Source organism: Cupriavidus sp. SHE, from assembly GCF_000812445.1.
Lineage (GTDB): Bacteria > Pseudomonadota > Gammaproteobacteria > Burkholderiales > Burkholderiaceae > Cupriavidus > Cupriavidus metallidurans.
This window is the reverse complement of the sequence record NZ_JWMB01000039.1, coordinates 39916-64073: the sequence shown is the minus strand read 5'-3', so window position 1 is coordinate 64073 and position 24158 is coordinate 39916. Positions and strand designations below refer to the sequence as shown.

Sequence of the window (24158 nt, the reverse complement as noted above, 5' to 3'; positions counted from 1 at the left end):
GCGCAAGAATTGGGAGGAGTTGCCCGAAAGTATCGCCGATTGGGCCGGCGATGACTTCCGGGCGCGGCAAGATGCCGCAGGCGGTCAGACCTGCGGCACGAACTTGAAGTAGTGATCCACAAGCAACGCCGCAAACAGCAGCGACAGGTACAGGATCGAATAACGGAAGGTGCGCTGGGCGAGACCGTCCGAGTAGTTGCGGTACAGCTTCCAGGCATAGCCCAGGAACACCAGGCCCAGCCCCAGCGCCGCCACCAGGTAGATGTAGCCGCTCATGCCGTACACGAACGGCAGCAGCGTGGCCGCGATCATGATCAGCGTGTACAGCAGGATATGCAGTAGCGTGTAGCGCTCGCCGTGGGTGATCGGCAGCATCGGCAGGCCGGACTTGGCGTAGTCGGCGCGGCGGTACAGGGCCAGCGCCCAGAAGTGCGGCGGCGTCCAGGTGAAGATGATCAGCACCAGGAACCAGGCCTCCGCAGGCACCGTGCCCGATACCGCGGACCATCCCAGCGCCGGGGGCATGGCGCCCGACAGGCCACCGATCACGATGTTCTGCGGCGTCGCCGGCTTCAGAAGGATCGTATAGACCACGGCATAGCCAAGGAACGTGGCGAAGGTGAGCCACATTGTCAGGTCGTTGGCGAAGACGTGCAGCAGCCACATGCCAGCACCGCCCAGCACGGCCGAGAAGATCAGCGTCTGGGTGGTAGTGATCTCGCCTGTGGCCGACGGGCGCCACGCGGTGCGGCGCATCAGCGCGTCGATCTTCTGTTCCACCAGGCAGTTGATGGCGAAAGCCGCGCCGGCCAGCAGCCAGATACCGGCCGCGCCACCGATCAGCACCGACCACGGCACCATGCCCGGCGTGGCCAGGAACATGCCGATGATGGCGCAGAACACGGCGAGTTGGGTCACCCGCGGCTTGGTCAGCGCGGCGTATTGGCGGGCCAGATGGCGTAATCGGCCCACGGAGGATTGGGAGTGGGTAGCAGTTACGACGGGGGGCATCTTGTCCTTCATGTGGCGCGCGCGGCAATCGAGGGTTGCGAGGCGGCGCCGGCGGAGCGAGTGGCGAGGCCGATATTGTAGTTGAGACGGAGCAACAACATCAGCAGCAGGGCTGCTCCGCCGTTATGGGCCACCGCCGCGACCAGCGGCCAGTCGAAAACGATGTTCGACATGCCGGTGCACAACTGCAGCGTCAGCACGACCAGCAACCACCGCGCATGCCGCGCCAGCCCTTCCATCCGGCGCGCGCGCAACGCGAACCAGAGCAGGAAACCGAGCACGACGAAGGCGAAGCCACGGTGCACCCAGTGGATAGCCACCAGCGCCGCGTGCGGAATGTAGTCGCCGTCGGCCGTCATGCCGAGCTGGCGCCACAGCGTAAAGCCATGGCGGAAGTCCATCTCTGGCACGAGCTGGCCGTTGCAGAGCGGAAAGTCGGTACAGGCCAGCACCGCGTAGTTGGTGCTGACCCAGCCGCCCAGGAAGATCTGGACGACCAGCAGCACCAGGGCCAGCAGGCCGGCCCAGCGCAGCGAAGCCGCCTGTGGCGCCACGACATGCGGCGGTTCGTTACGTGACCCGAGCAGGATCAGCGACGCCAGCAGCGCCATCGCCAGCAGCAGGTGGGTGACGACGATGATCGGTTGCAGCTTCATCGTCACGGTCCACATACCGAACGCGCCCTGCAGGCAGACCAGCAGGAACACACCGGTGGCGAACCACGGCGACTGCTTCAGTTCCCGGCGCTTGACCCATGCCAGCACCATCAGCGAGATGATCAGCACACCGACCGCCATGGCGAAATAGCGATGGATCATCTCGATCCACGCTTTCATCAGCGTGACCGGGCCGCTCGGGAGCGCCGTTTCCGCCGCGCGAATCGGCTCCATCGCCGCGTGCGGGTTCGAGTGGCCGTAGCAGCCGGGCCAGTCGGGGCAGCCGAGGCCAGAGTCGGTCAGCCGGGTGAAGCTGCCGAACATGATCAGGTCCAGCGTCAGGAACGCCGTGATCCAGACGAGCCTGCGATATTTGTCGCGATTGCCGCGCACCATCACGTAGGACAGGGGCAGCAGCGCAATCAGGATGCCAATGATGGCCAACTGAAGCAGCATGGGAATTCAGCCAATACGGGAATACTTCAGCAGCTTCTTCAGGTCGCTGCTGATCTTCTTGGGGTCGGGGTCCTTCGGCCAGCGCATCATCAGGTTGCCGAGCGGATCGACCAGGTAAATCGCATCCTCGGCGCGCGCGCCGTCCTCGGCCGGCAGCCATTGGGCAATCGTGGCCCGGTCCATGCGCAGGAAACGCACGCCCGCATAAGGTTCGTTGTAGGCGGCGGCGAGCCGGTCGTCCACATCGCCCCGGTCCTGGATCAGCCAGACAGGCACGATCCGCTCGCGGTCCTCGCCCTGTCCGACGCGGATCTGGCGCACCGTGAACAGTTTCTTCGCGCAGGTCTCGTCGCAGGCGGACGGGTCGGTCATCACCATCAGCCACTTGCCGCGCATGGACGCTAGCGGCACCGACTCGTTGCGCTCATTGGTCACCTGCACGGGCGGCATGGGCCGTTGCGGGTCGATCAGCACGCCGTAGTTGGTGCTTCCGCCGGTCGGTTTGATCACGTAGTACGTGAAGTACGAAAAGAGTACGGGCGATGCGCAGACCAGCAGCAGCATCAGCATCTGCAGGCGGCCGCGGCGCGTGCGCGCGTCGATGCGGGGGTCCGGCGAAGCCGTGGGATCTGGCTGCGGCATGGCGTTCGTCTGTGCGTTCATCGTTCGTTTATAGGTTTCCATTGCCGTCTGCCCGGTCCAGCCGGGCGCGCCGCCAGCCGAGCACGGCCACCAGCACCAGCGTCAATACGGCCAGCCCGAACCACTGGGCAGCGTACCCGTAGTGTCGGTCCGCGCCGAAATCGGCGGGGGCCCAATCGCGGGCCAGTCCGTCTCCGGCATCGCCCGATTGTTCTACCACCACCGGCAGGAGTGACGCCCCGATCTCATGAGAAAAAGCGGCAAGGTCGATATTCTGACGGATCTTGCGTCCGGCCTCCGCGGAAGCATCCTGCCCGAGGCTGTAGACGCGCGGCACAGCGGCCAGCGCGGTGCCTTCGACAGTGACTTCCCCCGCGGGCGTCGGGAACGGCGCGATGCGCGTGCGGTCCTGCGCGTCGCGCGGCAGCCAGCCACGCATCACCAGCACGCTGCCACCGTCCGCGAGGCGCAACGGCGTGAGCACGAGGAACCCCGCACGGCTGTCAGTACCGTTGCCGTGCGGACGATTGTCGAGCAGCACTGTCTTGTCCGCGTCGAACGTGCCGCGCGCGCGCACGCGGCGCTCGACCAGTTGCGCGGCATCGGTCTGGGCCGCGCGCAGTTCGACGGGCGCCTGCTTCGCCAGCGTGGCCAGCCGCTCCGCACGGTCGATCTTTTCATGCGCGCGGCGCAGTTGCCAGTTGCCGAGCGCGCAGGTAACGACGATCACCACGAGCGCGGCCACCATCGGCACCGTGCCCGGCGAACGCCAGAGCGTGCGGGTCGTCACGGGTTCCCTCCGGGCATCGCAGTGCGATAATGGGCGCTTCGCAGAACGGGCCCCCACATGCGCTTCGTCATCCTTGTCGCCTTCATCCTGATCATTGGCAGCCTGGCCTCCGCGCTGTTCTTCATGATGCGCGACCGTGGCCGCACGCCCAACATGATGCGTTCGCTGATGTTCCGCGTCGGCTTCTCGGTGGCGCTGTTCCTGTTCATCCTGTTCTCGCACTGGATGGGCTGGATCCAGAGCACGGGCATCCATACGTCGCCCTGACAGGCATCCTCGCGAAAAAAAGCGCCGCCGAGATTTCTCTCCCGCGGCGCTTCGCTTTCTTCGATACCGCACGCCGCCCGCAGGGGGCGCGGCGAAATCCTTACAGCCAGTAGACCACCACGTACAGGCCCAGCCAGACCACGTCCACGAAGTGCCAGTACCAGGCTGCACCTTCGAATGCGAAGTGATGCTCCGGCGTGAAATGGCCCTTCAGCACGCGGATCAGCACCACCGTCAGCATGATCGCGCCCATCGTCACGTGGAAGCCGTGGAAGCCCGTGAGCAGGAAGAACGTCGAACCATAGACACCCGAGGTCAGCTTCAGGTTCAGTTCGCTGTAGGCGTGCATGTACTCGTAGGCCTGCAGGCACATGAAGATCGCGCCCAGCAGGATCGTCAGGACCAGGCCCTGAATCAGCTGGCTGCGCTTGCCGGCCAGCAGCGCGTGGTGCGCCCAGGTCAGCGTGACGCCCGAGGTCAGCAGCAGCGCCGTGTTGATGGTCGGGATCGGCCACGGGCCCATCGTCTGGAAGTCTTCCACGGTGCCGGCAGGGCCCATGTTCGGCCACACGGCCGCGAAGTCCGGCCAGATGATCTTGTTGTTCAGGTCGCCCAGCCACGGCATGGCAATGGTGCGCGCGTAGAACAGGGCGCCGAAGAACGCCGCGAAGAACATCACTTCGGAGAAGATGAACCAGCCCATCGACCAGCGGAACGAGGTGTCGATGTTCTTGCCGTACATGCCGCCTTCGGATTCGCGGATGGCGTCACCGAACCAGCTCTTGAGCACGAAGAGGAACCACAACAGGCCGAAGCCGCACAGGTACGGCGCCCACGGCTGCCCGTTGACCCAACCCGCGGCTCCCGCGCCGGTCATCAGCAGGCCGAATGCCGCCGTGATCGGATGGCGCGACGGGCCCGGCACGAAGTAGTACGGGGCGTTTGCGCGATTCGCACTCATTCTTCTATCTCCAGCTCAGAGTCTCTAATGGTTATTCGCCAGATCCGCTTCGCTTCGGTTGCCAGCGGCTCTGTCCTTTTTCCCTGCTAGTTTCCTGCTACGACTGACTCACCACGGTGCGCACCACCAGGATCAGCACCGTCACGAACACTGCCGCCGCGATCAGCCCGGCGATGATCACGTGCACGGGGTTCAGCCGCGCCATATCGGACTCATGCTCCGATCCCTTGCGCAGCCCGATAAACGACCACAGCACCGCGCGCACGGTCTGCGCGAAGGACGCCTTGCGATGCACCGGATCCACCGAATCGTCGCGGTTGGTCATCGTCAGCTCCCCTTCTGCACCGAGGCCTGCTCATCCTGCGGCGCCTGCGCCACCGGCGTGCCCACCTCGAAGAACGTGTACGACAGCGTGATGGTCTTCACGTCCTTAGGCAGCTTCGGGTCGATCACGAACACCACCGGCATCTCGCGCGCTTCCTTCGACTTGAGCGTCTGCTGCTTGAAGCAGAAGCACTCGATCTTCTTGAAGTACTCGGTGGCCTGCTTCGGCGCGTAGCTCGGAATCGCCTGCGCGGAGATGTCCCGCGATTGCCCGTTGGCCACCTCGTACACGATCGTCGTCAGCTCGCCCGGATGCACTTCCATCGAATGCTTCACCGGCCGGAATGCAAACGGCCCGCGCGCGTTGGAATCGAACTCGACCGTGATCGTGCGGCTCGTGTCCACCTGCGAGTTCTTCAACGCCGCCCCGCCATACAGATCGCGCGTGGTCAGCACGTTGATGCCGGTAACCTCGCAGATCGCCTTGTACAGCGGCACCAGCGCGTAGCCAAAGCCGAACATCAGCGTCACCACCACCAGCAGGCGCAACATCATGCCGCGGTTGAAACGCTTCTCGATTGCCTTGTCCTGCCCGTCCACGCGTCTGCCTCCTACTTCATCGTTCTCATCGGGACATCAGCCGCCAAGGAACACCATCTTGGCAAAGAATCCCAGAAAGAAGACCACCACGATCGAGAGCAATATCCAGCCAAGACGGCGGTTGGCGGCCCGCTGGGCGGCCTTGCGATCCTGCGGTGATGGGCTTGTTTCCGAGGGCTGCATGAGCATCTGGTTAGCGGGCCGGATACCTGCCCCGAGGGCTGGCATCCGGCCGGTGTTACTGGATTACTTGACGACCGGCGGTTCTTCGAACGTGTGGAACGGTGCCGGCGACGGCACGGTCCACTCGAGGCCTTCCGCGCCATCCCACGGCTTGTCGCCGGCGGCCTGGCCACCGCGGTACGACGGCAGGACCACGCAGAAGAAGAAGTACACCTGCATCAGGCCAAAGCCCAGCGCGCCGATCGAGGCGATCGCGTTGAAGTCCGTGAACTGGGTCGGGTAGTCCGCATAGCGGCGCGGCATGCCGGCCAGGCCCAGGAAGTGCATCGGGAAGAAGGTCACGTTGAAGAAGATCAGCGAGCCCCAGAAGTGGATCTTGCCGCGCATCTCGTCATACATGAACCCGCTCCACTTCGGACCCCAGTAGTAGAAGCCCGCGAACAGCGCGAACAGTGAGCCCGCCACCAGGACGTAGTGGAAGTGCGCCACGATGAAGTAGGTGTCCTGCAGCTGGATGTCGATCGGAGCGACAGCCGGCATCAGGCCCGTGAAGCCGCCGATCGTGAACACGAAGATGAAGCCGATCGCGAACAGCATCGGGGTCTCGAACGTCATCGAGCCGCGCCACATCGTGGCGATCCAGTTGAAGATCTTCACGGCCGTCGGCACCGCGATCAGCATCGTCGCGTACATGAAGAACAGCTGGCCCGTCACCGGCATGCCGGTGGTGAACATGTGGTGCGCCCACACGATGAACGACAGGATCGCGATCGAGGCCGTGGCGTACACCATCGAGCTGTAGCCGAACAGGCGCTTGCGCGCGAAGGCCGGCACGACATGCGAGATGATGCCGAACGCCGGCAAGATCATGATGTAGACCTCGGGGTGACCGAAGAACCAGAAGATATGCTGGTACATCACCGGGTCACCGCCGCCGGCGGCCGAGAAGAAGCTCGTGCCGAAGTGGCGGTCGGTCAGCACCATCGTGATCGCGCCAGCCAGCACCGGCATCACGGCGATCAGCAGGTAGGCGGTGATCAGCCACGTCCAGCAGAACATCGGCATCTTCATCAGCGTCATGCCAGGCGCGCGCATGTTGAGGATGGTGACGATGATGTTGATCGAGCCCATGATCGACGACGCGCCCATGATGTGCATGGCGAAAATCGCCATGTCCATGCCCGGGCCCATCTGCACCGACAGCGGCGCGTAGAGCGTCCAGCCCGCGGCGGTGGCGCCGCCCGGCGCGAAGAACGAGCCGACCAGCAGCAGCGCGGCCGGCGGCATCAGCCAGAAGCTGAAGTTGTTCATGCGCGCGAACGCCATGTCAGAGGCGCCGATCTGCAGCGGGATCATCCAGTTCGCGAAGCCGACGAATGCCGGCATGATCGCGCCGAACACCATGATCAGCCCGTGCATCGTGGTGAACTGGTTGAACAGTTCGGGGCGGAAGAACTGCAGGCCCGGCTCGAACAGCTCCAGGCGGATCAGCAGTGCCAGCACGCCGCCGGACAGCAGCATGGTGAACGAGAACAGCAGGTACAGCGTGCCGATATCCTTGTGGTTGGTGGCGAACAGCCAGCGGCGCCAGCCATGCGGGTGATCGTGCGCATGATCGTGATCGTGCGCGTGGTCGTGCGGATGGCCCAGTGTCTCCGGGGTAGCGGTACTCATCGCAATGACTCCATCAATTCCTGAATGCGGGGCTACCGCGGGTCAGCCTGCGACGCGGTTGCCCGCGAGGCTGGCCTGCTTGTCGGGGGTGCTGGACGGCGCGGCAGCCTTCGGGGCTGCATCGCCTGCGCCGGCCTGTGCGCCGCCGCCTTCCGGGAACTTGCCCGTGCGGGCGCCCGTGAAGTCCGCCGGCTGAATCACTTCGCCGGTCTTGTTGCCCCAGCTATTCCGCGTGTACGTCATGACAGCGGCCAGCTCGGTGTCGGAAAGCTGCTTCCACGACGGCATGGCGTTACGGCCTTCCAGCAGCACGTGCATCTGGCCAGCCTTCGGACCGTTGACGACCTTGGAGCCGTCCAGCGCCGGGAACGGACCACCGCCCTTGCCGGTCGGCTGGTGGCAGACCGCGCAGTTGGTCGCGTAGACCTTTTCGCCGCGCGCCTTGATTTCGTCGAGGGTCCAGACCTTGTTGGGATCGTCCGCTGCCGCGGCCATCGCCTTCTTCTTGTCGTCGACCCACTTCGTGTACTCGGCATCGGACACGACGCGCACCACGATCGGCATGAACGCGTGTTCCTTGCCGCAGAGTTCGGCGCACTGGCCACGATAGACGCCGGTCTTCTCGGCACGGAACCAGGTGTCGCGCACGAAGCCCGGGATCGCATCCTGCTTGACGCCGAACGCCGGAATCATCCAGGCGTGGATCACGTCATTGGCAGTGGTGACGATACGGATCTTCTTGTTGACGGGCACCACCAGTTCGTTGTCCACCTCCATCAGGTAGGTGTTCGACTTTTCCTGCTGGTTGTTGATCTGCTCGCGCGGCGTGGTCAGCGTGGACACGAACGAGATGCCCTCGCCCTGGCCCTTGAGGTAGTCATAGCCCCACTTCCACTGATAGCCGGTGGCCTTGATCGTGATATCCGAGTTCGTGGTGTCCTTCATCGCCACCACGGTCTTCGTCGCCGGCAGCGCCATGGCGATCACGATCAGGAACGGCACGATCGTCCAGACCACTTCCACCGTGATGCTTTCGTGGAACGAGGCCGGGCGGGCGCCCTTGCTCTTCCGGTGCTTGAAGATGGAATAGAACATCACGCCGAACACGGCGACGAAGATCACCGTGCAGATGATCAGCATCATCCAGTTCAGCCAGTGAATCTGTTCGGCGATTTTTGTAACGGGTTCGGCCAGGTTGAGCTGTCGGACGGCGGGGCCGCCTGGCATGTCACTGACCGCGGAGGCCGCCTGGCTGACAAGCAGGGACGCGCCTGCCAGACATGCTGCGGATGCCTTCTTCCACATTTTCATTGTTTATCTACCCAATTTACAGATTCAAATCTGTCCCCGCCCTGCCCCGCAACCTGTCCTTTCAGACACGCTGCAAGGCCACCGCGAGTTCCTGCGCGAACTTGCGCCGCCGATACGGGTCCAGATACAACCCCACCTGCACGGAGCGCTTGTCCGACCGCAGTACCACCGGCGCCCGGAACGATTCACCCAGTTCAACCCGCACCCAGCGTGGGTTGAATACTTCCCGCGTGATCCGGCTGGCGCTGGCTGTCTCCACGACCAGCATTCCGTCGGTCACACTCACGCGTTCATAATCCGCCGCATGGCGCGCATACGCCAGCAGGGCAATCCCCAGCCCGAGCAATTCCAGGCCAGCAAACGGCAGTACGAGCCAGGCCCCCAGCCACACGGCGAAGAACACCGCGATAGCTGTCGAGAAACATACGATGGAGAAGTAGAACCAGCCGGCCTGGCGCGGAGTGAGCGAGCAATTTCGCTTCATCAGCCAGTCGTTACTCGGCAAGGGGGTGCGTCCGTCGAGATTTCCGCCGGAGTCACCAACTGCCGTCTGGAATGCGATACGCAAGTCTTGCATCGCCAACCACTCCGCATCGGATGCACACCCGGGACGAAACACATCGGAGGTTTGCACATGCGAAGTGCATTCCAGGGACGTTCTTGTGCCAGGGGACCACTGCGACAAACTGGCGCATTATATGGCGCTTCGCATACCTGAACAAGGTAGGATTTGACCGAAGTGCTTGCGCTCATCTAGTTTTTGTGCATGGCCGCATCGCCCCCGATAGTCAACACAATCGGCGCGCGCGCATTGTCGCGCAACCATGCGCGACGCCGCTTTCACGGTCGCGGCCTGGCGCGTCCGATGCTGTCGACCGGCACAACTGCGCGGCCCTGATCGTCGGTTGCCTGCCTGCCACGCGGCGCCAGCTTCCATGCATGGCCGTAGACAATTTCGAACGTCAATGGGATCACGCCATCGGCGTTACGTTGACGATCGAGCGCGGCCAGCACGGCCCGATACCACCGCCTGCCACGCAGCCCGACCGCCCCCGGACGACGGAAGCCGCCGAACGATTGCACTTCGCGCAACAGGTTCTCTGGCGACTCGTAGGTGACTGTCAGCGTTTCCATGTCCATCACCGGGGTGGACCAGCCGCTGTGCACGAGCATGTCGCCGATATCGTGCATGTCGACGAAGCGCATCGTGTGCGCGTCGAGATCGACATCGGCAAACGCCGCGCGCAGTTCCTTCAGCGTGTCGGGGCCGAACAGCGAGAACATCACGAGCCCTTCGTCGCCAGTCACGCGATGCCATTCCGGAAACACGCGATGCGGCTCCGGATGCCAGTGCAAGGCGAGGTTCGACCACAACAGATCGAAGCTGGCCGCGCCGAATGGCAGTGTGGCAAGATCGCCCTGCACCAGGTCGAACATCGGCCGCTTGCCGAGCAGGCGTCCGATCCAGCCGGGGCGCCGCTGCGGATCGCGCTGTCCGGCTTGTTGCAGCATAGCGCCGGAAATATCGAGACCGGCAATCTGCGCATCGGGAAAGCGCGCGCGCAATCCCGCCAGGCCCTGCCCGTGGCCGCAGCCGATATCGATGGCCCGGCGCGGCGCTAGCTTGACCACGTCCATGCGCTCGTGCATCCGCTGGCCGATTTCGCCCAGCAGAAAATCGAGCTGGCCGAAGCTGGGACTGCGGCGGTCAAAGGCAAGCCGGGTCAGGCGCGCGGGCGGCAACCAGGCATCGGGGGAATCAGCAGCATGCAGGGACACGGAGAGACGGAACGGAATCAGTGGAATCGGCGGGCGGCGCAACAGCATGTCGCGCCTCGGCATGGGCCGGACCCGGATGGCCGGCCAACAGGGACTGGAGTATACGCGCCCTCTTCGCGGCTCGCCGGGCGTGCCGGCGGGATCACCGGGCTCTGGTCAGCCCTGCTGCCGTCGGTTTGCCTGATCTGCGCGAAGGTCCAGCGCGACGTGGTCTGCGCGGGTTGCGCCGACGCGCTGTTGAGAATCGTTCCGCGCTGCTCGCGTTGCGCGATGCCCGGCACCATACCCGGTGTGAAAGCGGGCCGATGTGACGCCTGCGCTGACGACGCCCCCATCGACACCACATTGACGCTGGGCGACTACATCACGCCAGCCGATCGACTGGTTTTGCGCCTGAAGTTCGCCGCGCGCCTCCCCGCCGCCGCATGGATCGCCCGGCAAATGGCGACCCGGATGCAAGCGGCGGGTATCGCGCCCGATGTTCTGGCGCCGATTCCTCTTGCGCCACAACGGCTGGCGGGCCGCGGCTTCAACCAGGCGTGGGAAATCGCGCGGCCGCTGGGCAGGCAGCTTGGCATCGCGGTCTCGGCAACATTGCTGACCCGCCGGCGCGACACGGTCAGCCAGCGCGTGCTCGACCAGTCGGCACGGCAGGCGAATCTGCGGGATGCGTTCGTGCTGGACCCGCCCCGCCGGCTAGACGGGCTGCATATCGGACTGGTCGACGATGTGATGACCACGGGCGCCACGCTACGTGAGGCGGCACGGGTGCTCAAGGCGCATGGCGCCGCGCGGGTGACGGCGCTGCCGGCACTGCGCACGCCGTGACACCGGCTGCGACTAGCGGTAAGCTGCGCTCCGGTTTTTCGCCTATCCCATCATGTTCAACGTCGTTCTTGTCGAACCCGAAATCCCGCCGAACACCGGCAATGTGATCCGCCTGTGCGCCAACACCGGCGCGCAACTCCATTTGGTCAAGCCGTTGGGATTCCCGCTCGAAGACGCCCGGATGCGCCGCGCGGGGCTCGACTATCACGAGTACGCGACGATGCGCGTGCATGAAAGCTGGGATGCGTTGATGGCTGCCGAGCAGCCGGACCCCACGCGCATGTTCGCGCTGACCACGCACGGCTCCACGCCGTTCGGCCAGGTCAGCTTCGCGCCGGGCGACTGGTTCGTATTCGGTTCGGAGACCCGCGGGCTCGCACCGGAGCGCCGCGAGTGGTTCCCGTCCTCGCAGCGCATCCGCCTGCCGATGCGCCCCAACAACCGCAGCCTCAATCTGTCGAACACGGTGGCCGTGGTCGTCTTCGAGGCATGGCGTCAGAACGGCTTCGCGGGCGGCAGTTGAATCGACAGCGCGGTCAGCCCTCGGGCTGCACGCCGGCCGTGCGAATCACCTTGTCCCAGCGTGCCTTCTCGCTAACCATCGTTTCGCGCAACGATGCCGGCGCGGTACCGGCCGGGACGAAATACTGCGTGCGCATCTTTTCGCGGATGTCATCGCTGCCGATGATCCGAACGAGTTCGCGGTAGAGCCGGTCGACGACCGGCGCCGGCGTGCCGGCCGGCGCCAGAATCGCCTGCCATGAAATCGCCTCGAATCCAGGGTAGCCCGATTCGGCCACGGTCGGCACCGATGGCAGCAGGGACGTCCGGCCCGTGGTGGTCACGGCCAGAATGCGCAACTTGCCCGCGTTGACCATCGGCATGGCAATCGCCGGCACCATGAAGCCGGCCTGCACCTGCCCGCCGACGATCGCCGTGGTGATCTGCGGAAAGCCCGGATACGGCACGTGCTGCAGATCGATGCCAGCCATCGCTTTCAACTGCTCCATCGCCAGATGCGCCGCGCTGCCGTTGCCGACCGAGCCATAGTTCAGCGCGCCCGGCTTCGACTTGGCCAGCGCGACGAACTCGCGCAACGTATGCACCGGCAGGCGGGCGTCGATGACCAGCACGTTCGGCGACGTCGCCACCAGCGTGACCGGCGCGAGCTGCTTCATCGGATCGTAGCTCAGATGGCGATACAGCGACGGCGCGGTGACAAGTGGACCGTTGATCGTGAACAGCAGCGTGTAGCCATCGGGCGCGGCCTTGGCAACCATGCCGGTGCCAATATTGCCGCCGGCGCCCGGGCGGTTTTCGACAACGACGGGCTGACCGAGCACTGTGGCGAGCTTCTCGGTCACGATACGCGCGATCAAGTCCGGCGAAGAGCCCGGCGGGAACGGCACGATCATGCGGATCGGCTTGGCGGGCCAGGTATCGGCATGGGCAACGGCAGGAACCGCGCCGGCTGCGAAGGTGGCGATCAGGGCCTTGAGGGTGTGGCGTCGACTCAGCATCAAGTGTTACTCGTCGCGCGCGTCACGCTGCAGCAACTGCGAGACCGCATCGGCAACAGGCAACCCTTCGAACAGCACCGCACATACCGCGCGCGTGATCGGCATTTCCACACCGACGCGCGCCGCCAGCGCGGCAACGGCCTGCGCGCAACGCACGCCTTCGGCCACATGGCCAAGGTCTGCCAGGATCTGGTCGAGCGTCTTCCCGCCCGCCAGTTGCTGGCCGACCTTGCGGTTACGAGACAGATCGCCGGTGGCGGTCAGGATCAGGTCACCCATGCCGGCCAGACCCATGAAGGTCTCGACGCGACCGCCGAGCGCAAGGCCCAGGCGCGTCATCTCGGCCAGCCCGCGCGTGATCAGCGCCGCGCGCGCATTGAGCCCAAGTCCCAGGCCATCGCTGGCACCGGTGGCGATTGCCAGCACGTTCTTCACCGCGCCGCCGACTTCGACGCCGATCAGGTCGTCGCTGCCATAGATGCGCATGGCATGGTGATGGAATGCCGCCTGCGCGCGATCGATCAGCACGTGCGCCGTGCCGGCCACGGTCAGCGCGCACGGCAAACCCTGCGCCACTTCCTTGGCAAAGCTCGGCCCCGTCAGCACGCCATATTCGATCTCGCCCGGCGCCACGCCGAGCGCGTTCAATTCATCGTGCACCATCTGGTGCGGCATCGCATGGGTCTCGGCCTCGAAGCCCTTGCAGAGCCAGAGCATCGCCAGCGGCCCCTTGCGGCGCGCGGCCAACCTGCGCGTCATCTCGCGCAGGCCGGATACCGGCGTGCCGATGATCAGCAGCCCCTCCGGATCGCTCAGTGCGTGATCGACGGCGCGATCGAAATCGGGCTCGCAGACAAGCCGGGGCGACAGGCTCACGCCCGGCAGATAGGTGGCGTTGACGCCAGTTGCGGCGATGCCGGCAAGCTGAGCCGGATCGCGCCCCCAGAGCACCACGTCATGATCGGCGGCGGCCGTGGCCGCGTGGCTTGCAAGCGCGGTACCCCATGCGCCGGCGCCGAGAATGGTCAGTTTCATGGCAGGCCTGTGAAGTCAGCGAAAAGCACTGTCGTCGCGACAGTATGAACGTTGACGCCTCGCAGAAACACCAAACGGGGCCGCAGCCCCGTTCTGGTGTCCGACAGGCAGTCGCCGATCAGTGGCGGGCCTGGCTGCCGTCAGGCATCACGATGCCCGAGTCGCCGCCCTGGCCTTGCGCTTCTTCCATCGCGGCCTGCAGGCGTTGCTCGTACAGCGCCTGGAAGTTGATTTCCGACAGGTGGATCGCCTGGAAGCCGGCACGCGTGATCACGTCGGCGATGTTGCCGCGCAGGTACGGGTACAGGATGGTCGGGCAGGCGATGCCCAGCAGCGGGTCCAGTTGCTCCACCGGCACATTGCGGATGTCGAAGATGCCGGCCTGGTGCGCTTCCACCAGGAAGGCCACCTTGTCTTGCACCTTGGTCGTCACGGTACCGGTCACGACCACTTCGAAGATGCCTTCCTGCAGTTGCGAGGCGCCCACGTTGACCTGGACTTCCACCGAGGGGGCTTCCGATTCGAGGAAGATGCCCGGCGAATTCGGCTGCTCCAGCGACATGTCCTTCAGGTACACGCGCTGAATGTTGAAGAAGGGCTGGTCGTCCTGCTGGTTGGCTTGTTGCTGGTCGCTCATGAAAGGCTTCCGGATGGATCGGTTTGGGCGCGCTGCGCCATGCGGCGCCGGTGGTGTCGATCACCGGCGGCCAGTTGGAAAGCGCATATGGTACATGACGCCGTGGGCGAATTCACCCGGGGCCGGCGTCAATCGGATAGGTCGTTGATCTCGCTGGGAAACCGCCGGCCCGGGGGCTCAGGCCGCCAGCAGCGGCACCAGGCCGCCCTGACGGTCCAGCGCGGACAAGTCGTCGAATCCACCCACGTGTGTCTCGTCGATATAGATCTGCGGCACGGTCCGACGGCCGGTGCGAGTCATCATTTCCTCGCGCTTGCCGGGTTCGCGGTCGATCAGGATTTTCTCGATCGACTCGACGCCCCGCTGCTTGAGCAGACGCTCTGCCATCTGGCAGTAGGGGCACACCACCGTGCTGTACATGACGACGCGGGCCATGCGAAATCTCCTTGAATTCAAAACAACGGCGCGGACCGCCCGGGGGCGGTCCGCGCCGCGAATACTTCGATAAATGGGCTTACTTGATGACCGGAAGTCCGGCCTGCTGCCAGGCAGCCATGCCGCCTTCGAGCGCATAGACCTCACTGTACCCGGCTTCCTTCAAGGCTGCCTGAGCCTTGCTCGAGCGCTGGCCGTTCTGGCATACCACGATGATGGGGATGGCCTTATCCTTTGCAAGACCGCCGGCCCGGTTGGGCAGGTCGTCGAGTGGCGCGCTCTTCGCTTGCGGCATGTGGCCCTTGGCGAACTCGGCGGCGTCGCGGATATCCACCACCACCGCATTGCGCTTGTTGATCAGCTGCGTGGCGGCGGCCGCATTGACGCGTTTTCCGCCCGTGCCGCTCTTGATCGTCGGCCAGGCCAGCAGGCCGCCAGAGACCACGGCGATGGCGATCAGGGCCAGGTTATTGTAATCGGCGAAGAAATTCACGTTGGCATTCCGTTGGGTTGGGTCGGCGGCATTATAAAATACGCGGTTTCGTGCCCACGCCGATATTTGTCCGTCGCCTCCCGGCCGCCGCCGGCCTTGCGACGGATCGTGCGCACTGCAGGTCATTTACTCCCTGGAAGCAGCATGTACAAGCTCGTTCTCATCCGCCACGGCGAATCCACGTGGAACCTCGAAAACCGCTTCACCGGCTGGGTCGACGTCGACCTGACCGATACGGGCGCCGCGCAGGCCAAACAGGCCGGCACGCTGCTCAAGGAAGCCGGCTTCGCCTTTGACGTGGCCTACACCTCCGTGCTCAAGCGCGCCATCCGCACGCTCTGGCACGTGCAGGACGAAATGGACCAGATGTGGATTCCGGTGCGCAACGAATGGCGCCTGAACGAACGTCACTACGGCGCGCTAGCCGGCCTGAACAAGGCGGAAACGGCCAAGAAGTACGGCGACGAGCAGGTGCTGGTGTGGCGTCGCAGCTACGATACGCCGCCGCCCGCGCTGGAGCCGACCGACGAACGTGCCTCTTTCGGCGACCCGCGCTACGCCAATGTGCCGCGCGCGGAGATCCCGCTGACCGAGTGCCTGAAAGACACGGTGGCCCGCGTGATGCCGCTGTGGAACGAATCCATTGCTCCCGACATCAAATCCGGCAAGCGCGTGGTGATCGCCGCCCATGGCAACAGCATCCGCGCCCTCGTAAAGTATCTGGACCAGATTTCGGATGACGATATCGTCGGCCTCAATATCCCCAACGGCACCCCGCTCGTCTACGAGCTGGATGCCGACCTGCGCCCCCTGCGCCACTACTACCTGGGCGACCAGGAAGCCATCGCGGCATCCCTGGCCGCCGTGGCCAGCCAGGGCAAGGCCCGCTGACAGCCGGCGCGCGGATGCGCCGGCCCGGGTCGCACCCGGGTAGGCGCGCCGCGTTGTGTGGCCGCCACCACCATGGAATGGCGGCCCGCAGGTCTTTTTCTCCGCACCCTCTTATACTGTCGGTCAAATCCGCCCCCCGGGTCATCCCGGCACGGACCTGACCCTTGCACAAATCCTCACACGTTCAGGCTGCCCTCATGCGTAAGACGCTCAAGAACATTAGCCTCGTCTCAATAGGCGTCGTTGCCGGCGTGCTCGCCACGCTGCAGATTTCGGCGACCGCCCAGAATACGACCGGGCCGCTGCCGCTGGACCAGTTACGGCTGATGGCCGATATCTTCGGGCAGATCAAGCGCGAGTACGTGGAGCCGGTCGACGACAAGAAGCTGCTGACCGAAGCCATCAAGGGCATGGTCGCCAGCCTCGACCCCCACTCGGCCTACCTGGACGAGAAGGATTTCAAGGAACTGCAGGAAGGCACGCGCGGACGCTTCGCCGGCCTGGGCATCGAGATTTCCCAGGAAGAGGGCCTGGTCAAGGTCATCAACCCGATCGAGGACACGCCCGCGTTCCGCGCAGGCATCCAGCCGGGTGACCTGATCACGCGGATCGACGACAAGCCCGTGCGCGGCCTGCCGCTGGAACAGGCGGTCAAGCGCATGCGCGGCGAGCCGGGCACCAAGGTCACGCTGACGATTTACCGCAAGAGCGAGGAACGCACGTTCCCGGTGTCGATCACGCGCGCGGAAATCCGCGTGCAGTCGGTCAAGACCAAGATGCTCGACAACAACACCATCGGCTGGGTGCGCCTGACGAGCTTCCAGGAGCGCACCGTGACCGATCTGGGCCGTCGCCTCAAGGAGATGGCTGATAAGAATCCGAACCTGCGCGGTATCGTGCTGGACCTCCGCAACAACGGTGGCGGCGTGCTGCAAGGCGCGGTAGGCGTGGCCGCGGCCTTCCTGCCCGAGGACTCGGTCGTGGTATCGACCAACGGCCAGGTGCCGGATGCCAAGCGCGTCTACAAGGCGTCGTTCAGCAACTACCGCCTGTCGTCGCTCGAGGACGATCCGCTCAAGGACCTGCCGGCAGAGTTCAAGAAGCTGCCGATGGTCGTGCTGACCAACGCCTACTCGGCGTCAGCATCGGAAATCGTGGCCGGCGCGCTGCAGGACCACAAGCGCGCGACGCTCATGGGCAAGACGACGTTCGGCAAGGGCTCGGTCCAGACCGTTCGCCCGCTGACCAACGACACCGGCATCAAGCTGACGATCGCGTACTACTACACGCCGTCGGGCAAGTCGATCCAGGCCAAGGGCATCCGCCCGGATATCCCGGTCGACCAGAACCCCGATGGCGATCCGGACGACGCGCTGATCACGCGTGAAATCGACACCGAACGCCACCTGCACAACAAGCAGGAGTCGGAAGAGCCGGAAATGGCCGAACGCGAGCAGCGCCGCGTGGAAGAACTGCGCCGCCTGGAAGAAGAGAACGCCAAGAAGACGCCGGAAGAGCGCGAGAAGGAACGCAAGAAGAAGCCTGTGGAATTCGGTTCGCCCGAGGACTTCATGCTGCAGCAGGCCATCGCACAGCTCGACGGCAAGCCGGTGCAACGTTCGAAGTCGCGCCTGGAAGCCACCGGCACGGCTGGCAAGCCGGACAGCTCCGACAGCCCGAAGCCGGCCAGCAAGGCGCCCGCCAAACCGGCTGCCAAGCCGGCGGCCCCGGCCAAGCCTTCCAGCCCGCCGCCCGCAAGTGCCCCGATCGGCGATCCGCTGGGTACGCCGACCGGCAAGAAGTAACGGCAGGACGCGAGAAGCCCGCCGCGCGACACTGGCGCGTGGCGCTCCCCGCCTTCAGCCCTGCGGCCCGCGGTATTGCACCGACGGGCCGTTTTTGTTTGATCTCCTGATTCCACGTGAACCATGAACGACGATCAGCTTCTGCGCTACTCGCGCCATATCCTGCTTGACGAGCTCGGCATCGAAGGCCAGGAGCGCCTGCTGGCCGGCCATGCGCTGGTGATCGGCGCAGGCGGACTCGGCGCAGCGGCGTTGCCCTACCTGGCCTCGGCCGGCGTGGGCAAGCTCACGATCGTCGACGACGATGACGTTGACCTGACCAACCTGCAGCGCCAGATCCTGCACACCACCGCCAATGTGGGCCGCCCCAAGGTCGAATCGGCCAGGGAGGGAATGCTGCGCATCAACCCCGACATCGACATCCGCATGGTGCCGATGCGGGTGGGCGACGCCGAACTGGATGGTCTCGTTTCGCAGGCTGATGTCGTGCTCGATTGCTGCGACAACTTCGCCACACGCCACGCGGTGAATCGCGCCTGCCTGCGTCACCGCAAGCCGTTGGTATCCGGCGCCGCGCTACGTTTCGACGGCCAGGTCAGCGTATTCGACCTGCGCAATCCCGATGCGCCGTGCTACGCCTGCCTGTTCCCGCCATCCGAACCGGCGCCTGAGGCCGCCTGCGCCACGATGGGCGTATTCGCGCCGCTGGTCGGCATGATCGGCACGGTACAGGCCGCCGAGGCCCTGAAGTTGCTGACTGGTGTAGGAGAGACGCTGGCGGGCCGCTTGCTGATGGTCGACGCCATGTCGATGGAGTGGACCACGATGCGCCTCGTGCGCACGCCAGGCTGCGAGGTCTGCGGCGGGGACCACTGAGTCCCCCGAACTGTGGGGCGATGGACGATCCGGCGCTGGAGCCCACCGGCGCGGACCGTCCATGCTGATACAGCTGGATGAGTACAAGAATCCGAATGAGAACGGTTACTAACCGATCACGCATTCGGGCGCGGCGTCTCGAAACGCCGCGCTTCTGACCAGCCGTCGCCGCGCGTCATCGCGACGCGCGCGGCGGCCAATCCTTTGCCTGCGCGCTTACTGCTCGCCCGGCTCCATCTGAGACTGCAGGTAGTTCGGCAGGCCGACCTTGTCGATCAGGTCAAGCTGCGTCTCCAGGTACTCGATGTGCTCCTCGGTGTCCGTGAGGATATCGACCAGGATTTCGCGGCTGACGTAGTCACCAACCGATTCGCAGTACGCAATGCCTTCCTTGACGGTGGCGTGAGCACCCTGCTCCAGCTTCAGGTCGCACTTGAGCATTTCGGGCGTGTCTTCGCCGAGGAGCAGCTTGTGCAGGTCCTGCAGGTTGGGTAGGCCGTCGAGCATCAGAATGCGCTCGATCAGGCGATCGGCGTGCTTCATTTCGCCGATGGATTCCTTGTACTCCACGTCGCCGAGCTTCTTCAGCCCCCAGTGGCGATACATGCGGGCGTGCAGGAAATATTGGTTGATCGCGGTGAGTTCGTTCTTCAGCTGCGCGTTCAAATGCTGGATGACCTTCTTGTCACCTTTCATACAGGGCTCCTGTTGCAAACGACAACGGACCCAGGCAGCGGCACGAATGACAAAGACCGCAAATACAAGAAAGCGCGCCTCGGACTTTCGTCCGTGGGCGCGCTCTCAATGCACGCGTTCTTTGGGTAATTCTGCGGTATTCGAATCAGGCAACCAGCGCTGTGCGCCGGTCGTTCGCGACTGCCGGGTCCCGAGCGTCCATTATGGCATGTGACGTAGTCGTCGAACAGGATGAAATTTCGACAACTTTGATCGTAGCCATACTTGAAGACCTCACGGTCTTCACCGCAGCGACGCCTTCGCACAGCACTTGCTGCGCGCATTCGCGGCAACGGCCGCAGCAGGTCCCAACGCCGAGCGTTTCCGCCAGCTCATCCATCGTCGACACGCCGAGGTGGGCGGCGCCATGGATTTCATGATCGGTGACCTGGTTGCAGATGCAGACGTACACAAAAGCCTCCTTGGGGGCAGCGTCGGCACCGGCATGCCGCACGCGATGAGAGGCAGAATATCAGAGATCAGAAATGATAACAATTCCCATTAATGCACTTGTAACGGACTACCCGCATACATCACAAATCAAGGAATTGAAGCGATTAACAAGCCACTTTCAGACACGCGAGTGCCGCAAACGACGCCACATCCGCACCCCAAAAACCCTGAAATCTTCAGGGTTTCAGGGTGGCGTCACGCTGTCAGTTGCTTCAACGCGGCCGTAAGCTCGTCCGGTTCATAGCAGTTCAGGATCTGGTCGACCGCCTTGCTCAGGCGCTCGCAGTCCGCATGGATGACTTCCTGCTTCACCCGCAGCAATTGCGCCGGGTGCATCGAGAACTCGCGTAGTCCCATGCCCAGCAGCAGCCGGGTCATCGCCGGATCCCCCGCCATCTCGCCACACACGGCGACGGGCACGCCCGCGTGGTTGGCTTCGCGGATCGTCCGGGCAATCAGCTGCAGCACGGCCGGGTGAAGCGGGTCGTAGAGGTGCGCCACGGCATTGTCGGCGCGGTCGATCGCCAGCGTGTACTGGATCAGGTCATTGGTGCCGATGGACAGGAAGTCCATGCGCTTGAGGAACAGCGGCAGCAGCAGCACAGCAGCCGGGATCTCAATCATCGCCCCGACCTTGATACCCGGGTCGTACGGCAGGCCGCGTTCGTCGAGCTGGCGCTTGGCTTGCTCGATCAGGTCCAGCGTCTGGTCGATCTCACCGGCGTGAGCCAGCATCGGGATCAGGATCCGGACCGGGCCGAACGCGGAAGCGCGCAGTAACGCCCGCAACTGGGTCAGGAACATCCCCGGCTCTGACAATGACCAGCGGATCGCGCGCAAACCCAGTGCGGGGTTCAGCGCGGTCTCGAAGTCGTCGCCACGGCCGTCGAGCGGCTTGTCGGCGCCGATGTCGATGGTCCGAATCGTGACCGGCAGCCCGTGCATCGCTTCCACGGCGTTGCGATACGCGTGGAATTGCTCGTCTTCATCCGGCAGCTCGTCACGCCGGTTCATGAACAGGAATTCGGACCGGAACAGCCCCACCCCGACGGCGCCGGCGGACAGCGCCGCACCGGCATCCTCCGCCATCTCGATATTGGCCAGCAGTTCGATCTCGAGCCCGTCCAGCGTCACCGCCGGCATGTGGCGCAGCCGCTGCAGGCGCTTCTTCTCGAGCGCGCGCTCGCTCTGGCGGTGCCGATACTCTTCAAGAATGATGGCCGACGGATCGACGATCACCAGGCCGGCATCGCCATCGATGATGATCCAGTCGTCCTGACGGATCAGTTCGCTCGCGTTCTTGACGCCCACCGCGGCGGGGATGTCGAGACTGCGCGCGACGATAGCCGTGTGCGATGTACGGCCGCCCAGGTCCGTCACGAAACCGTGGAACACGGTGTGCTTGAACTGGAGCATGTCGGCCGGGCCGATGTCGTGGGCCACCACGATTACCCCCGGCGTGGCCTCGCCATCCGGCGCGAGCGTCGGCACGGGTGCCGGCGCCAGCACGGGCGCCCCGGCCAGCACCTTCAGGATCCGCTCCACCACCTGCTCGATGTCGGCCTTGCGCTCTCGCAGATACTCGTCCTCGATCTCGTCGAACTGACGCATCAATTCTTCGAGTCTCGTGGTCAGGGCCCACTCTGCGTTATAGCGGCGTTGGAGAATCAGCGCCTCGGGTTCGCGCGACAGGGCCTCGTCGTCGAGGATCATCGCGTGGACATCGAGAAATGCCCCCATTTCCTCCGGCGCGTCGCGCGGCAGGTCACGCTTGAGTGTGATCAGTTCGGCCCGCACCGCGGCGCGTGCCGAGCGCAATCGCTCCACCTCGGCTTCGAGCCGGTCTTCATCGACCAGGTAGTGCGACACATCCAGCGCAGCCGGCGCAAGAATATGGGCTCGCCCGATGGCGACCCCACGAGAAACCGGAATGCCGTGCAAGGCAAAGGGCATGAACCGCTCCGTCAGGAACGTTTAGAAAAAGCCTGGATTACCGTCGAACTTCACTCGCCTTCGCCGAAGCGGTTGGCGATCAGCGCCAGCAGCGCATCCATCGCCTCCTGCTCGTCAGGGCCGTCAGTCTCGATCGAGACCGTCGATCCAATCCCGGCTGCCAGCATCATCACGCCCATGATGCTCTTGGCGTCGACCTGGCGGCCGTTACGGGACATCTTGACCTGGCTGTTGAAGCTACCCGCCAACTGCGTGAGCTTGGCGGATGCGCGGGCATGAAGCCCGAGCTTATTGATGATGGTGGTGTCCCTCTGCAGCATATTTGTCGGGATGATTTGCGGTTTGGTTCTGGACGGCGGTCGTGCCGATTTGCAGCACGCCCTGGGCGCCACCGGCCAAGGCCTTGGTGGCAAGCTGGTCGAGCTTCTCCGTCCGATAGCAGATAGCGCGCACGAGCATCGGCAGGTTGACACCGGCCAGCACCTTGACCCGACCCGGCTCGGCAAGCCGCGCGGCGATATTGGCAGGTGTGGCGCCGAAGATATCGGTCAGCACCAGGGCGCCGTTCTCTTCGCAAACGTCTGCGAGACGCTTCCGCGCCTCGGCCAGCACCGCCGCAGGGTCGGCATCGGCGATAACGTCGATCGCCTCCACCCGCTGCGGCTGGCCGCAGTAGACGTGGCCAGCGCAATCGCGCAGCGCCGAAGCCAGTGGCGCATGAGCGATGATCAGAATTCCTGCCATGATGGTGAATCCGTTGGACTGCCCGAATTGTAGCAGGCAGCCTGACCGCCCAATCCGCGGCCCCGCCCGCCGCGCCAACTGTGGCGCCTGAACATCGGCGGCGACCGGCTTGCGGTTGGAGACCGTCAGCGACGGTCGGCGGCTACAGCCTGCTCCAGCGCGTCGATGAACATGCCTGCGACATTGAAACCGGTCTGCTGGGCGATCTCCTGAAAGCAGGTCGGACTCGTCACATTTACTTCGGTCAGGTAGTCGCCGATCACGTCCAGCCCTACCAGCAGCAAGCCCTGCTTCCAAAGTCCGGGCGCCAGGGTTTCGGCGATCTCGCGATCGCGCGCGCTCAACTCCTGCGCCCGCCCCACCCCGCCGGCGGCCAGGTTGCCGCGAATCTCGGTGCCCTGCGGAATCCGCGCCAGCGAATACGGCACCGGCTTGCCGCCGATCAGCAGAATGCGCTTGTCGCCGTCCTTGATCGCCGGGATATAGCGCTGGACCATCAGCGTGCGCGCGCCGTTGTCGCCAAGCGTCTCGACGATCGCACCCAGGTTCATGGCGTCGGCGCCTACCCGGAACACACCCATGCCGCCCATGCCGTCCAGCGGCTTGACGATGATGTCCTTATGCTCGGCATGGAATTCGCGGATCCGGCCGGCATCGCGCGTCACCAGCGTCGGCGTGATGAACTGCGGATGCTGGCCGATCGCCAGTTTCTCCGAGTGGTCCCGAATCGCGCGCGGCTTGTTGAAGACGCGCGCGCCCTGCGCCTCGGCCAGTTCCAGCAACCAGGTGCTGGTCACGTACTCCATGTCGAACGGCGGATCCTTGCGCATCAGCACCGCATCGAACGCGGACAACGGCATCAGCGCGGCATCGCCCAGCCGGTACCAGGCCTGGGCGTCGTCGGTCAGCTCCAGCGGCCGCACCATTGCCTCCACGACGTTGGCCGACAGCGAAAGCTGCGATTGCAGGCAGAAGAACAGCTCGTGCCCGCGCGCCGCCGCCTCGGTCATCATGGCGAAGGTGGAGTCCTTGTAGGTCTTGAAGGTCTCCAGCGGGTCGGTAATGAACAGAATGCGCATGGTGGATTGCAGGGGCGTTA

At 64.6% G+C, this 24158-nt stretch carries 29 protein-coding genes; 6 read left to right on the top strand and 23 right to left on the bottom strand.

Annotated features, from left to right (window positions below):
- Positions 1 to 84: 84 nt before the first annotated feature.
- Genes cyoE through RN01_RS19540 form a run of 4 tightly spaced genes read right to left on the bottom strand, consistent with a single transcriptional unit; the run spans position 85 to position 3513 of the window.
- A complete protein-coding gene (gene cyoE, locus RN01_RS19555; RefSeq protein ID WP_080672752.1) occupies positions 85 to 1011 on the bottom strand; it encodes a heme o synthase in 927 nt (308 codons plus the stop codon).
- A gap of 8 nt (positions 1012 to 1019) precedes the next feature.
- Complete coding sequence (locus RN01_RS19550) at positions 1020 to 2123, bottom strand: heme A synthase (RefSeq protein WP_017511742.1); 1104 nt, start codon at positions 2121 to 2123, stop codon at positions 1020 to 1022.
- A gap of 6 nt (positions 2124 to 2129) precedes the next feature.
- Positions 2130 to 2786: a hypothetical protein gene (locus tag RN01_RS19545; RefSeq protein ID WP_008642686.1), complete on the bottom strand. Its 657-nt coding sequence runs from the start codon at positions 2784 to 2786 to the stop codon at positions 2130 to 2132.
- A gap of 7 nt (positions 2787 to 2793) precedes the next feature.
- Positions 2794 to 3513 (bottom strand): SURF1 family protein, encoded by a 720-nt coding sequence (locus RN01_RS19540; protein WP_029700036.1) that lies wholly within the window; start codon positions 3511 to 3513, stop codon positions 2794 to 2796.
- Positions 3514 to 3612: 99 nt separating this feature from the next.
- Here RN01_RS19540 and RN01_RS19535 point away from each other — a divergent pair, with 99 nt between their 5' ends.
- Positions 3613 to 3822 carry a twin transmembrane helix small protein gene (locus tag RN01_RS19535; RefSeq protein ID WP_008642681.1) on the top strand — a complete coding sequence of 70 codons (210 nt, stop codon included), beginning with the start codon at positions 3613 to 3615 and terminating at the stop codon, positions 3820 to 3822.
- Between the two features lie 100 nt (positions 3823 to 3922).
- On the opposite strand, the gene RN01_RS19530 is transcribed toward RN01_RS19535, so the two are convergent.
- The 8 genes from RN01_RS19530 to RN01_RS19500 form a co-directional block, all read right to left on the bottom strand.
- Positions 3923 to 4783, bottom strand: a complete 861-nt coding sequence (locus RN01_RS19530) for a cytochrome c oxidase subunit 3 (protein ID WP_008642679.1) — start codon at positions 4781 to 4783, stop codon at positions 3923 to 3925.
- 97 nt (positions 4784 to 4880) lie between these two features.
- Entirely contained in the window at positions 4881 to 5108 is a 228-nt protein-coding gene (locus tag RN01_RS19525; protein ID WP_011515156.1) for a DUF2970 domain-containing protein, read from the bottom strand.
- Positions 5109 to 5110: 2 nt separating this feature from the next.
- Positions 5111 to 5707, bottom strand: a complete 597-nt coding sequence (locus tag RN01_RS19520; RefSeq protein WP_017511744.1) for a cytochrome c oxidase assembly protein — start codon at positions 5705 to 5707, stop codon at positions 5111 to 5113.
- Positions 5708 to 5743: 36 nt separating this feature from the next.
- The gene (locus RN01_RS34355) at positions 5744 to 5890 is read right to left on the bottom strand and encodes a cytochrome oxidase small assembly protein (RefSeq protein WP_017511745.1); all 147 of its coding nucleotides are present in this window, start codon (positions 5888 to 5890) and stop codon (positions 5744 to 5746) included.
- 63 nt (positions 5891 to 5953) lie between these two features.
- Entirely contained in the window at positions 5954 to 7564 is a 1611-nt protein-coding gene (gene ctaD / locus RN01_RS19515) for a cytochrome c oxidase subunit I (RefSeq protein WP_011515154.1), read from the bottom strand.
- A 42-nt stretch (positions 7565 to 7606) separates the two neighbouring features.
- Positions 7607 to 8875 (bottom strand): cytochrome c oxidase subunit II, encoded by a 1269-nt coding sequence (gene coxB, locus RN01_RS19510; protein WP_008642668.1) that lies wholly within the window; start codon positions 8873 to 8875, stop codon positions 7607 to 7609.
- A gap of 61 nt (positions 8876 to 8936) precedes the next feature.
- The gene (locus tag RN01_RS19505) at positions 8937 to 9452 is read right to left on the bottom strand and encodes a DUF2244 domain-containing protein (protein WP_017511747.1); all 516 of its coding nucleotides are present in this window, start codon (positions 9450 to 9452) and stop codon (positions 8937 to 8939) included.
- A gap of 263 nt (positions 9453 to 9715) precedes the next feature.
- The gene (locus tag RN01_RS19500; RefSeq protein ID WP_017511748.1) at positions 9716 to 10702 is read right to left on the bottom strand and encodes a methyltransferase domain-containing protein; all 987 of its coding nucleotides are present in this window, start codon (positions 10700 to 10702) and stop codon (positions 9716 to 9718) included.
- A 243-nt stretch (positions 10703 to 10945) separates the two neighbouring features.
- Between RN01_RS19500 and RN01_RS34670 the strand changes: the two genes are divergently transcribed.
- Together RN01_RS34670 and trmL are read left to right on the top strand one after the other, a co-directional pair.
- The gene (locus RN01_RS34670) at positions 10946 to 11482 is read left to right on the top strand and encodes a ComF family protein (RefSeq protein ID WP_223277302.1); all 537 of its coding nucleotides are present in this window, start codon (positions 10946 to 10948) and stop codon (positions 11480 to 11482) included.
- Between the two features lie 52 nt (positions 11483 to 11534).
- Positions 11535 to 12005, top strand: coding sequence for a tRNA (uridine(34)/cytosine(34)/5-carboxymethylaminomethyluridine(34)-2'-O)-methyltransferase TrmL (gene trmL / locus RN01_RS19490; protein ID WP_008642659.1), 471 nt, complete (start codon positions 11535 to 11537; stop codon positions 12003 to 12005).
- Positions 12006 to 12018: 13 nt separating this feature from the next.
- Here the strand turns inward: trmL and RN01_RS19485 are convergent, their stop codons facing one another.
- The 5 genes from RN01_RS19485 to RN01_RS19465 all read right to left on the bottom strand — a co-directional run bounded on the left by RN01_RS19485 (position 12019) and on the right by RN01_RS19465 (position 15602).
- Positions 12019 to 13002, bottom strand: coding sequence for a tripartite tricarboxylate transporter substrate binding protein (locus RN01_RS19485; protein ID WP_024569524.1), 984 nt, complete (start codon positions 13000 to 13002; stop codon positions 12019 to 12021).
- 6 nt (positions 13003 to 13008) lie between these two features.
- Positions 13009 to 14037 (bottom strand): NAD(P)H-dependent glycerol-3-phosphate dehydrogenase, encoded by a 1029-nt coding sequence (locus tag RN01_RS19480; RefSeq protein ID WP_017512708.1) that lies wholly within the window; start codon positions 14035 to 14037, stop codon positions 13009 to 13011.
- A 118-nt stretch (positions 14038 to 14155) separates the two neighbouring features.
- Positions 14156 to 14674, bottom strand: coding sequence for a protein-export chaperone SecB (gene secB / locus RN01_RS19475; RefSeq protein WP_008642655.1), 519 nt, complete (start codon positions 14672 to 14674; stop codon positions 14156 to 14158).
- Positions 14675 to 14851: 177 nt separating this feature from the next.
- A complete protein-coding gene (grxC, locus tag RN01_RS19470; RefSeq protein ID WP_008642652.1) occupies positions 14852 to 15109 on the bottom strand; it encodes a glutaredoxin 3 in 258 nt (85 codons plus the stop codon).
- A 79-nt stretch (positions 15110 to 15188) separates the two neighbouring features.
- The gene (locus RN01_RS19465) at positions 15189 to 15602 is read right to left on the bottom strand and encodes a rhodanese-like domain-containing protein (protein WP_011515147.1); all 414 of its coding nucleotides are present in this window, start codon (positions 15600 to 15602) and stop codon (positions 15189 to 15191) included.
- A 144-nt stretch (positions 15603 to 15746) separates the two neighbouring features.
- On the opposite strand from RN01_RS19465, the gene gpmA reads away from it, so the two are divergent.
- The 3 genes from gpmA (at position 15747) to RN01_RS19450 (ending at position 19174) form a co-directional block, all read left to right on the top strand.
- The gene (gene gpmA / locus RN01_RS19460) at positions 15747 to 16493 is read left to right on the top strand and encodes a 2,3-diphosphoglycerate-dependent phosphoglycerate mutase (protein WP_017512707.1); all 747 of its coding nucleotides are present in this window, start codon (positions 15747 to 15749) and stop codon (positions 16491 to 16493) included.
- 197 nt (positions 16494 to 16690) lie between these two features.
- Positions 16691 to 18298, top strand: coding sequence for a S41 family peptidase (locus RN01_RS19455; RefSeq protein WP_017512706.1), 1608 nt, complete (start codon positions 16691 to 16693; stop codon positions 18296 to 18298).
- 123 nt (positions 18299 to 18421) lie between these two features.
- Entirely contained in the window at positions 18422 to 19174 is a 753-nt protein-coding gene (locus tag RN01_RS19450) for a molybdopterin-synthase adenylyltransferase MoeB (RefSeq protein WP_017512705.1), read from the top strand.
- Positions 19175 to 19390: 216 nt separating this feature from the next.
- On the opposite strand, the gene bfr is transcribed toward RN01_RS19450, so the two are convergent.
- The 6 genes from bfr to gshB form a co-directional block, all read right to left on the bottom strand.
- Positions 19391 to 19870 carry a bacterioferritin gene (gene bfr, locus RN01_RS19445; RefSeq protein WP_008645854.1) on the bottom strand — a complete coding sequence of 160 codons (480 nt, stop codon included), beginning with the start codon at positions 19868 to 19870 and terminating at the stop codon, positions 19391 to 19393.
- A 145-nt stretch (positions 19871 to 20015) separates the two neighbouring features.
- Entirely contained in the window at positions 20016 to 20321 is a 306-nt protein-coding gene (locus RN01_RS19440; protein WP_011515143.1) for a bacterioferritin-associated ferredoxin, read from the bottom strand.
- Positions 20322 to 20557: 236 nt separating this feature from the next.
- Positions 20558 to 22315 carry a phosphoenolpyruvate--protein phosphotransferase gene (ptsP, locus tag RN01_RS19435; RefSeq protein ID WP_017512704.1) on the bottom strand — a complete coding sequence of 586 codons (1758 nt, stop codon included), beginning with the start codon at positions 22313 to 22315 and terminating at the stop codon, positions 20558 to 20560.
- 50 nt (positions 22316 to 22365) lie between these two features.
- A complete protein-coding gene (locus RN01_RS19430) occupies positions 22366 to 22635 on the bottom strand; it encodes an HPr family phosphocarrier protein (RefSeq protein WP_008645869.1) in 270 nt (89 codons plus the stop codon).
- On the bottom strand, positions 22604 to 23059 hold the full coding sequence (locus tag RN01_RS19425) for a PTS sugar transporter subunit IIA (RefSeq protein ID WP_008645870.1): 456 nt from the start codon (positions 23057 to 23059) through the stop codon (positions 22604 to 22606). The genes RN01_RS19430 and RN01_RS19425 overlap by 32 nt, the downstream gene beginning before the upstream one ends.
- Before the next feature lie 125 nt (positions 23060 to 23184).
- Positions 23185 to 24138, bottom strand: a complete 954-nt coding sequence (gshB, locus tag RN01_RS19420) for a glutathione synthase (RefSeq protein ID WP_011515141.1) — start codon at positions 24136 to 24138, stop codon at positions 23185 to 23187.
- Between the last annotated feature and the right edge of the window lie 20 nt (positions 24139 to 24158).

Coding starts and splice junctions, on each gene's coding strand:
- trmL (WP_008642659.1), top strand. CDS start 11,535: ATGTTCAACGTCGTTCTTGTCGAACCCGAAATCCCGCCGAACACCGGC.
- RN01_RS19500 (WP_017511748.1), bottom strand. CDS start 10,702: ATGCTGTTGCGCCGCCCGCCGATTCCACTGATTCCGTTCCGTCTCTCC.
- RN01_RS19425 (WP_008645870.1), bottom strand. CDS start 23,059: ATGGCAGGAATTCTGATCATCGCTCATGCGCCACTGGCTTCGGCGCTG.
- RN01_RS19430 (WP_008645869.1), bottom strand. CDS start 22,635: ATGCTGCAGAGGGACACCACCATCATCAATAAGCTCGGGCTTCATGCC.
- RN01_RS19545 (WP_008642686.1), bottom strand. CDS start 2,786: ATGAACGCACAGACGAACGCCATGCCGCAGCCAGATCCCACGGCTTCG.
- RN01_RS19505 (WP_017511747.1), bottom strand. CDS start 9,452: ATGCAAGACTTGCGTATCGCATTCCAGACGGCAGTTGGTGACTCCGGC.
- coxB (WP_008642668.1), bottom strand. CDS start 8,875: ATGAAAATGTGGAAGAAGGCATCCGCAGCATGTCTGGCAGGCGCGTCC.
- RN01_RS19450 (WP_017512705.1), top strand. CDS start 18,422: ATGAACGACGATCAGCTTCTGCGCTACTCGCGCCATATCCTGCTTGAC.
- RN01_RS19540 (WP_029700036.1), bottom strand. CDS start 3,513: ATGGTGGCCGCGCTCGTGGTGATCGTCGTTACCTGCGCGCTCGGCAAC.
- gshB (WP_011515141.1), bottom strand. CDS start 24,138: ATGCGCATTCTGTTCATTACCGACCCGCTGGAGACCTTCAAGACCTAC.
- cyoE (WP_080672752.1), bottom strand. CDS start 1,011: ATGCCCCCCGTCGTAACTGCTACCCACTCCCAATCCTCCGTGGGCCGA.
- RN01_RS19550 (WP_017511742.1), bottom strand. CDS start 2,123: ATGCTGCTTCAGTTGGCCATCATTGGCATCCTGATTGCGCTGCTGCCC.
- gpmA (WP_017512707.1), top strand. CDS start 15,747: ATGTACAAGCTCGTTCTCATCCGCCACGGCGAATCCACGTGGAACCTC.
- RN01_RS34355 (WP_017511745.1), bottom strand. CDS start 5,890: ATGCAGCCCTCGGAAACAAGCCCATCACCGCAGGATCGCAAGGCCGCC.
- bfr (WP_008645854.1), bottom strand. CDS start 19,870: ATGAAAGGTGACAAGAAGGTCATCCAGCATTTGAACGCGCAGCTGAAG.
- RN01_RS19455 (WP_017512706.1), top strand. CDS start 16,691: ATGCGTAAGACGCTCAAGAACATTAGCCTCGTCTCAATAGGCGTCGTT.
- RN01_RS19485 (WP_024569524.1), bottom strand. CDS start 13,002: ATGCTGAGTCGACGCCACACCCTCAAGGCCCTGATCGCCACCTTCGCA.
- RN01_RS19535 (WP_008642681.1), top strand. CDS start 3,613: ATGCGCTTCGTCATCCTTGTCGCCTTCATCCTGATCATTGGCAGCCTG.
- ptsP (WP_017512704.1), bottom strand. CDS start 22,315: ATGCCCTTTGCCTTGCACGGCATTCCGGTTTCTCGTGGGGTCGCCATC.
- RN01_RS19525 (WP_011515156.1), bottom strand. CDS start 5,108: ATGACCAACCGCGACGATTCGGTGGATCCGGTGCATCGCAAGGCGTCC.
- RN01_RS19480 (WP_017512708.1), bottom strand. CDS start 14,037: ATGAAACTGACCATTCTCGGCGCCGGCGCATGGGGTACCGCGCTTGCA.
- secB (WP_008642655.1), bottom strand. CDS start 14,674: ATGAGCGACCAGCAACAAGCCAACCAGCAGGACGACCAGCCCTTCTTC.
- grxC (WP_008642652.1), bottom strand. CDS start 15,109: ATGGCCCGCGTCGTCATGTACAGCACGGTGGTGTGCCCCTACTGCCAG.
- ctaD (WP_011515154.1), bottom strand. CDS start 7,564: ATGAGTACCGCTACCCCGGAGACACTGGGCCATCCGCACGACCACGCG.
- RN01_RS19530 (WP_008642679.1), bottom strand. CDS start 4,783: ATGAGTGCGAATCGCGCAAACGCCCCGTACTACTTCGTGCCGGGCCCG.